We start from the raw sequence: 7,838 nt of genomic DNA on the forward strand, positions 1-7,838 counted from the left end.
GAGCATCACCGCAGCCCCGGCGGGGCGAGGGGGTTGTCGGTGAGCGCGGCGCGGTCCGGCGTATCCACCTGCGGCACGCCGAGGAAGGCGTTGAACAGGCGGGCGATGACCTTGGGGTCGAGGTCGCGCACGATCATCACCAGCCGGGTGCGATGGTCCTCGTCCGGCCAGGCGGGCAGGCGCGCGGGCGGGTGCATCACATGCTGCACGGCGTGGATCACGATAGGCGCGTCCGGCTCCTCCGCCACTTTCACGATGCCCTTCATGCGCAGCACGTTGCCGCCATGGGTGGCGCGCAGCAATTCCAGGAACAGGTCAAGGGTGGCGGCCGGAATGGCGGCGTCGGTGGCCAAGGTGAAGGCCCGGATGCGGGCATCGTGGCGGTTGGGGTCGAGGCGCGCGCCGTCCGGTTCCGCCGCCGCCACCTCCTCGGCCGCGAGCCAGCGGGCCACGTCCGGCGTCTTGCCGGCGGTCGCATAGAGCCCGGCGCCGAGGATGGACGCGGCCTGCGCCTCCCCCGCCGCCGCGTCCAGCAGCCGGGCGCCGGGGGCGAGGCTCTTGAGCCGCGCCCGCAGCGCCTCCAGCTGCGGGCGGTCCGCGTCGGCCACCAGGTCGGTCTTGGTGAGGACGATGCGGTCGGCCATGGCCGCCTGCTTCACCGCCTCCTCATGGGCATCAAGGGTGGCGTCCGCATTCACCGCATCCACCACGCAGACGAGCCCGTCGAGCCGGTAGCGCAGGCCGAGATAGGGGTGGGTCATCAGGGTGTGGATCACCGGCGCCGGATCGGCGAGGCCCGTGGTCTCGATGATGACGCGGGCAAACGGCGGCAGGCGGTCGTTGTCGCGGCCGCGCAAAAGGTCCTCCAGCGCCGCCACCAGGTCGCCGCGCACGGTGCAGCACAGGCAGCCCGAGGCGAGCATGACGATGCCCTCCTCCACCGGCCGCACGAACAGATGGTCGAGCCCCACCTCGCCGAACTCGTTGATGAGCACAGCGGTGTCGGCCAGGCCCGGATCGGCCAGCAAGGCATTGAGCAGCGTGGTCTTGCCGGCGCCGAGGAAGCCGGTCAGCACCGTGACCGGAATGGGCTCCGGCGGTCCGCGACGGCGGGCGGGCGCGGTGTCGGCCGGCGCATTTTGGGCGGGCGCCTCTGGGGCGGGCACGTTGCCCGGCATGGCGATGTCTCCACAGGACGAAAGGGAAGTCTCTTCCCTCTGCCTCCATCAGCCGGCGCGCCGGGTCAAGGGCGATGGATGTCCGGATCGGCATAGCGCCCGGAATGGCGCGCATGCCCACGCGCCCCACAGCGCCTGCGGAGCGGCACTTGCGGGCCGCATGAAGACTGCTGGAATGCGCCCGTTTGGGCGCGCGCCTCAGGTGGCGGGCTTGGGGGCCGGGGCGGAGCTTTCGGCCGGGGTTTCGGCGGGCTTCGGCTTGGGCTTGGGCTTCGACGCGGGCACCGAGCCGGCGGTGACCGGCGCCTGGGGCTGCACCTGCTTCTTCTGGGCGGTACCGCTCGCCGGCTTGTCGCCGGAGGTGCTGGCACTCTTGGACTTGGCCGCAGACTTGGGCTCGTCACCGGTGCTGGCCGTCGCGGTCGAGGGCTTGCTGCCGGCGGTCTTGCCATCACCGGTCCTGGGCTTCGGCTTGGCGGTGGGCTTGGCGCCGTCGCCGCTTTCGGCCGACGCGCTCTCGGAGCCGGCGGACGCCTTGGCCTGCTTGGTGTCCTTGGCGCCCGGCTTCTTCTTCGGCTTCTCTTCCTCGGGATAGGCCGAGGCCAGATCCTGCGGCGCGTTGCGGGTGCCCACATAGACCACCACCGGCGGCATGGAGGGCGGCAGGGTCTGCAGCAGCTCGGCACCGGACTTGGGCAGCACCGGTGCGGCAAAGGCGAAGCCGCCGCTGCTGCCTTCGGACTCGTCATCGGCCTCGGAGGCGGTGACGGCGCGCTTGCCGCCGCAGACCTCGGCCTTCATGTCGTAGGCCGGGCCGCCGCTGTTGGAAATGTTGGACAAAAGCGGCTGCGCAGCGCCGAACACACCCCAGGACGACTGGAAGCCCTTCTCGAACATCAGCGCCGCCTGCTCGGTGCGGGCGGTGCCGGAGCGGGCGCCGAGGATCACGGCGATGAGGCGCTTGTTGCCGCGGGTGGCGGTGGCCACCAGATTATAGCCAGAGCCACAGACGAAGCCGGTCTTCATGCCGTCGGCGCCGGGATAGCGGTCGATCAGGCGGTTGTAGTTGCGCAGCACCGCCTTGCCGATCTTGATGGCCGGGATGCGGAACAAGGCCTCGTGCTCGGGGAAATGGTAGATGATGGCCCGCGCCAGGATGGCGAGGTCACGGGCGGTGGTGATCTGGTCCGGGTCCGGCAGGCCGTTGGGATTCTCGAAATGGGTGCCGCTCATGCCGAGATGGGCGGCGGTGGCGTTCATCTCCGCCACGAAGGCGGGCATGGAGCCGGCGACGCCTTCGCCCACCACCCAGGCCATGTCGTTGGCCGACTTCACCAGCACCATCTTCATGGCGTTGTCGAGGGTGACCACGGTGCCCGGCTTGAAGCCCATCTTGGAGGGCTGCTGGGAGGCGGCGGCGGCCGAGACGGTAAGGGGCGTGTCCAGGGTGAGGCGCCCGTTCTTCACCGCGTTGAGCGCCACATAGACGGTCATCAGCTTGGTGACGGAGGCGGGATGCCAGGGCCGGCCGGCTTCCTTCTGCTCGATCACCCGGCCGGTGTCGGCCTCCACCAGAAGCACCGGATTGGCCTGCGCGGGATGGACGAGGAGCGAGCCGGCGAGCCCGACGCCGAGCACCGCAGCGGCAAGACCGAGACAAAGTCCACGGCGGGCATCGCCCATGGAAGTCGCCCGGGCGCCGGGACTGGATTTCGTGCGCGCCAACCGCTCAGCTCCCGTGTCAGCCAGAATAGCTCATCACCCTATTGGTCCTTCATTACCCGCTTTCGCCCCGCCGGGAAAGTCGCAATAGGGCGGCGAAAGGCAAGCAATGGCGCCATGGGCACGGTTCTGTTTGCCACATTCTTGCCCCAGTCCGGGGAATGCCCGAATTGAGCTCCGGAAAACCTTTCCGCCCCGTTACGTTTCCACGATGGGATGGGCCGCGACGTGTGACGCTCCATCCGCTGCGCCGGTCATGAACTGGGCGCGGGCCAGCGCTGCGAACCGGCCGCCGAGCTGCACCAGCTCGTCGAAGGTACCGGCCTCCACCACGCAGCCGCGCTCGAACACCAGGATACGGTCGGCATTGCGCACGGTGGCGAGACGATGGGCGATGACAAGGGTCGTGCGCCCCTTCATCACCTCGTCCAAAGCGGCCTGCACCTTCACTTCCGTTGCGGCGTCGAGCGCGCTGGTGGCCTCGTCGAGGATCAGGATGGGCGGGTTCTTCAGCAGCGCGCGGGCGATGGACAGACGCTGGCGCTCGCCGCCGGACAGGGCCCGCCCGCGCTCGCCCACCACCGCCTTGAGGCCGAGGGGATTGCGCTCCACCAGCTCCAGCGCCTGGGCGCGGGACAGCGCCTCGCGCATCTCCGCCTCGGTGGCGTCGGGCTTGCCGACCCTCAGATTGTCCTCGATGGAGCGGTTGAAGAGCAGCGGCTCCTGGAACACCACGCCAATGGCATGGCGCAGGGAGGAGAGCGTCACGTCGCGGATGTCCACGCCGTCGATGCGGATCGATCCCGACTGGGGGTCGAACACCCGGTGCAGCAGCGCCAGCGCGGTGGACTTGCCCGCCCCCGTGGTACCGACGAAGGCGAAGGTCTGGCCCGGCGTGGCATGGAAGGTCACATCCTCCACCGCCGTGCGCTTGCCGTCGTAGGAGAAGGAGACATCGTCGAACACCACGTCGCCCGCCACCTGCGGCAGGGGCTTCGCCCCCGGCCGGTCACGCACCGAGCCCACCGTGTCCAGCACCTCGAAGAACTGGGCGAGCTGCGGGGCCGACATGAGCAGCTGGTTGAAGAAGCTCACCGTATGGTCGAGCCGTCCGATGAGCATGTTGGCGAAGGCCACATAGGTGACGATGTCGCCGATGGCGGCCATGTTGTGCAGGTAGAGCCAGGTGCCGATGAGCAGGATGGCGAGGATGGTGAGCGTCGTCGCCGCCTTGGTGGCCATGGACACCATGGCCCACCACGACAAGACCGGGATCTGCACCGCCAGCACCCGGTTCACCGTGGCCTTGAGGCCGGACACCTCGGCCTCGGTGCGGGTGTAGCTCTGGATCACCGCCACGTTGCCCAGGGCGTCGGAGGTCTGCTCGGCGAGGTCGGAATTATACTCCTCCACCTCCCGCTGCATGGCCTCGGTGCGGCGGATGACATAGCCGGTGACGATGCCGAATACCGCCATCAGCACGATCAGCACCAGGCCCAGGCGCCAGTTGATCCAGATGCCCACCGGTACCAGCACCACCAGCGAGATGATGGCGGCGCAATCCTCCCGGAAGAAGGAGAGCCACAGGCCCCACAGGGAATCCACGCCCTCCAGCATCACCTTCAGCAGGCGGCCGGAATGGGTCTCGCCGTGGAAGCTCAGGGGCAATTGCAGCACGTGCTCGAAATATTGCGTCAGGATGCCGAGGCGGCGGCGGTGGGAGAGCCGGTCCGCATGCAGCGAGATCAGCACCCCGGCACCGATATTGAACAGCCCGAAACCCACCCAGGCGGCGAGCAGGGGGGTGAGGTCGTCGAAGGTGGGCAGGCGGGAGGCGGCCTGGGTGGCGGCCAGCGTATCCACGATGCGGCCGAACAGGATGGGCTCGGCGAACTGAGCGATGGCCAGCATCAGGTTGGACACCACCAGCAGCGCCCCGAGCCGGGCCTCTGGTCCCAGCAGGCCGATGGTGCGGGTATAGACGCGAAAAAGGCTCATGGTCGCGGGCTTCCCGTGCCGGTGTGCCGCCACAAGAGCCAACCGCGGGCGCGGGCGCAAGGGGGTGGGTCAATGCGGGGGTGTTTACGGACGCCAGCAGCGGTGGTGGGATGCCCAACCCGGGGACGGACTGCGGTCGCCTCCCGATACCCACTCGCACGCTGCCGATTGACGCGCGGGCTTCCCGCCCCTATAAGCCGACCCCGAACTCAGGCGGCTGCGGCGGCCGGAGCCCAGACCTCATTGCGTGCGTCGAAGCTGGTATCGAACCTAGTTTCGAGCCGCGCGAACGGGGACCGGCCATAAGCGCCGGTGCAGCTTCGCTGCCGGGGTCCGATGCCTCAAGCCACGCAAGATACCCGGAGATTTGACCGTGAAGCGCACCTATCAACCCAGCAAGCTCGTGCGCAAGCGCCGCCACGGCTTCCGTGCGCGCATGGCGACCCGCAACGGCCGCAAGATCATCGCCGCCCGCCGCAACCACGGCCGCCAGCGCCTGTCCGCCTGAGGGGTGGACATTCGCGGAGCTGCCCAGCTTGGATCATCTCCGCAAACGTCGTGACTTCCTCGCAGCCGCCAAGGCCGAACGGGCCGGGGCGACGTCGTTCCTGATGCAGGGCCGCGATCGCGGCGATGCCGGAACGGTGCGCGTGGGATTCACGGTCACCAAGAAGACCGGCAATTCGGTGGTGCGCAATCGCATCCGCCGCCGTCTGCGCGAGGCGGTGCGCCGCGTGCTGCCCGATGCGGGCCGGGCCGGTTTCGACTATGTGCTGGTGGCGCGCGAAGCCGCGCTGCGCACCCCCTTCGAGACCCTGGTGCGGGAGATCGAGCGCAGCGTGCGCAAGGTCCACACGCCCAAGGCCCCGGGGGCCAAAACGCACGCCCCCAAGAGCGGTGCATCGAGGACGGGTCCATCCAGGTCCGACCTACCCAAGTCCGACGCACCCAAGCCCAATGCTCCCCACGGCGCCCGCGAGGCGGACCGCCGGCCGGAGCACCCCGCGTCCACCGGAGGGGCCGGCGCCGCGGCCGGCGCGCCCACCCCCCCATCCGACGACATTAAGCCGACGCCCGCCGACGGAGGCCTTCCGGCATGAGTGACAACCGCAACATGTTCATCGCCATCGGCTTGTCGCTGGCGATCCTCATTGGCTGGCAGTTCTTCTTCGGCATTCCACAGGCCGAGCGCCAGCGCCAGGCCGCCGAGCAGCAGCGCATCGCCCAGCAGGCGCAGCAGCCGGCGCCCGGCGCCACCCCTGGCACGACAGCCGGCACAACACCAGGAGCCACGCCCGGCTCGGCCGGCGTGCCGCAGGCGGGCAGCCCGGTCCCGGCGCGGCCCCTGACCCGCGAGGAAGCCCTCGCCCTGACCCCCCGCGCCGCCATCGAGACCCAGCGCCTGAAGGGCTCCATCGCGCTCAAGGGCGGTCGCGTGGACGACCTGCTGCTCACCGAGTACCACGAGACGGTGGACCCCAAGAGCCCGAACATCGTGCTCCTGTCCCCCTCCGGCGCGCCCAATCCCTTCTATGCGGAATTCGGCTGGACCGCGGCCGCCGGCACCGGCGTCAAGGTGCCCGGCCCCGACACCGTGTGGACCACCAGCGGCACCCTGACCGAGAAGACCCCGCTGACACTCAGCTGGGACAACGGCGCGGGCCTGATCTTCCACCGCACCTACACCATCGACGACCATTACATGTTCGCGGTGAAGGACGAGGTGGAGAACAAGACCGGCGCGGCGGTGACGCTCTATCCCTACGCCCTCGTCTCCCGCCATGGCATCCCGCACGTGGCCGGCTTCTACATCCTGCACGAAGGCCTCATCGGCGTGCTGGGTGACAGCGGCCTGCAGGAGATCACCTACGCCAAGATGGACAAGGAGAAGCCCCACACCTTCGCCGCCACCGGCGGCTGGCTGGGCATCACCGACAAATACTGGGCGGCCACCGTCATCCCCGACCAGAGCGTGAAGGTGGACGCCAAGTTCTCCACCTCCACCTTCGCCGGCACCCAGACCTTCCAGGCCGATTATCTGGCCGCCCCGCTCACCGTGGAGCCCGGCGCCACCGTCGCCGCCAAGGGCCAGCTGTTCGCCGGCGCCAAGGTGGTGCAGGTGGTGGACGGCTACAAGACGAAGTACGGCATCGACCGCTTCGACCTGCTCATCGACTGGGGCTGGTTCTACTTCATCACCAAGCCGCTGTTCCTCGCCATCGACTGGCTCTATCGCCTGGTGGGCAATTTCGGTGTCGCCATCCTGATCATCACGGTGGCGCTGAAGGGCCTGTTCTTCCCGCTCGCCAACAAGTCCTACGCCTCCATGGCGAAGATGAAGGCGGTGCAGCCGGAAGTGACCGCCATCCGCGAGCGCTACGCCGACGACAAGGTGAAGCAGCAGCAGGCCCTGATGGAGCTGTACAAGAAGGAGAAGATCAATCCGGTGGCGGGCTGCCTGCCCATCGTGATCCAGATCCCGGTCTTCTTCGCCCTGTACAAGGTGCTATTCGTGACCATCGAGATGCGGCACGCGCCCTTCTTCGGCTGGATCCGCGACCTCTCGGCGCCCGACCCCACCACCATTTTCAACCTGTTCGGGCTCATCCCGTGGGATCCGTCCTCGGTCCCGGTGCTCGGTGGCTACCTGATGCTGGGCGCCTGGCCCATCATCATGGGCATCACCATGTGGGTGCAGATGAAGCTGAACCCGGCCCCGCCGGACCCCACCCAGCAGATGATCTTCAACTGGATGCCCATCATTTTCACCTTCATGCTGGCCCATTTCGCCGCCGGCCTGGTGATCTACTGGGCGTGGAACAACACGCTCTCGGTGAGCCAGCAGGCCATGATCATGAAGCGCAACGGCGTGAAGATCGAATTGTGGGACAACATCAAGTCGGCCTTCAAGAAGAAGCAGCCGGCCAAGGGATAGCCACT

Annotated in this window: 6 protein-coding genes; 3 read left to right on the top strand and 3 right to left on the bottom strand. The window is 68.4% G+C overall.

Features of this window, described 5'->3' with window-relative positions; genetic code table 11:
* Positions 1-5 precede the first annotated feature (5 nt).
* The 3 genes from V5F66_RS12915 to V5F66_RS12925 all read right to left on the bottom strand — a co-directional run bounded on the left by V5F66_RS12915 (position 6) and on the right by V5F66_RS12925 (position 4,898).
* A complete protein-coding gene (locus tag V5F66_RS12915) occupies positions 6-1,178 on the bottom strand; it encodes a CobW family GTP-binding protein (RefSeq protein ID WP_394094000.1) in 1,173 nt (390 codons plus the stop codon).
* 198 nt (positions 1,179-1,376) lie between these two features.
* Positions 1,377-2,861, bottom strand: a complete 1,485-nt coding sequence (locus V5F66_RS12920; protein WP_394006960.1) for a D-alanyl-D-alanine carboxypeptidase family protein — start codon at positions 2,859-2,861, stop codon at positions 1,377-1,379.
* 237 nt (positions 2,862-3,098) lie between these two features.
* Positions 3,099-4,898 (bottom strand): glucan ABC transporter ATP-binding protein/ permease, encoded by a 1,800-nt coding sequence (locus V5F66_RS12925; RefSeq protein WP_394006958.1) that lies wholly within the window; start codon positions 4,896-4,898, stop codon positions 3,099-3,101.
* Between the two features lie 373 nt (positions 4,899-5,271).
* Between V5F66_RS12925 and rpmH the strand changes: the two genes are divergently transcribed.
* The 3 genes from rpmH to yidC are packed head-to-tail and all read left to right on the top strand — an operon-like array spanning position 5,272 to position 7,833.
* Positions 5,272-5,406: a 50S ribosomal protein L34 gene (gene rpmH, locus V5F66_RS12930; protein WP_012113946.1), complete on the top strand. Its 135-nt coding sequence runs from the start codon at positions 5,272-5,274 to the stop codon at positions 5,404-5,406.
* Positions 5,407-5,434: 28 nt separating this feature from the next.
* Entirely contained in the window at positions 5,435-5,998 is a 564-nt protein-coding gene (gene rnpA / locus V5F66_RS12935) for a ribonuclease P protein component (protein WP_394094001.1), read from the top strand.
* Positions 5,995-7,833 (top strand): membrane protein insertase YidC, encoded by a 1,839-nt coding sequence (gene yidC / locus V5F66_RS12940; RefSeq protein ID WP_394094002.1) that lies wholly within the window; start codon positions 5,995-5,997, stop codon positions 7,831-7,833. Before rnpA ends, yidC begins: the two co-directional genes overlap by 4 nt.
* Positions 7,834-7,838: the final 5 nt, after the last annotated feature.

It is taken from the genome of Xanthobacter versatilis (genome assembly GCF_043193975.1).
GTDB classification, from domain to species: Bacteria; Pseudomonadota; Alphaproteobacteria; order Rhizobiales; family Xanthobacteraceae; genus Xanthobacter; species Xanthobacter autotrophicus_E.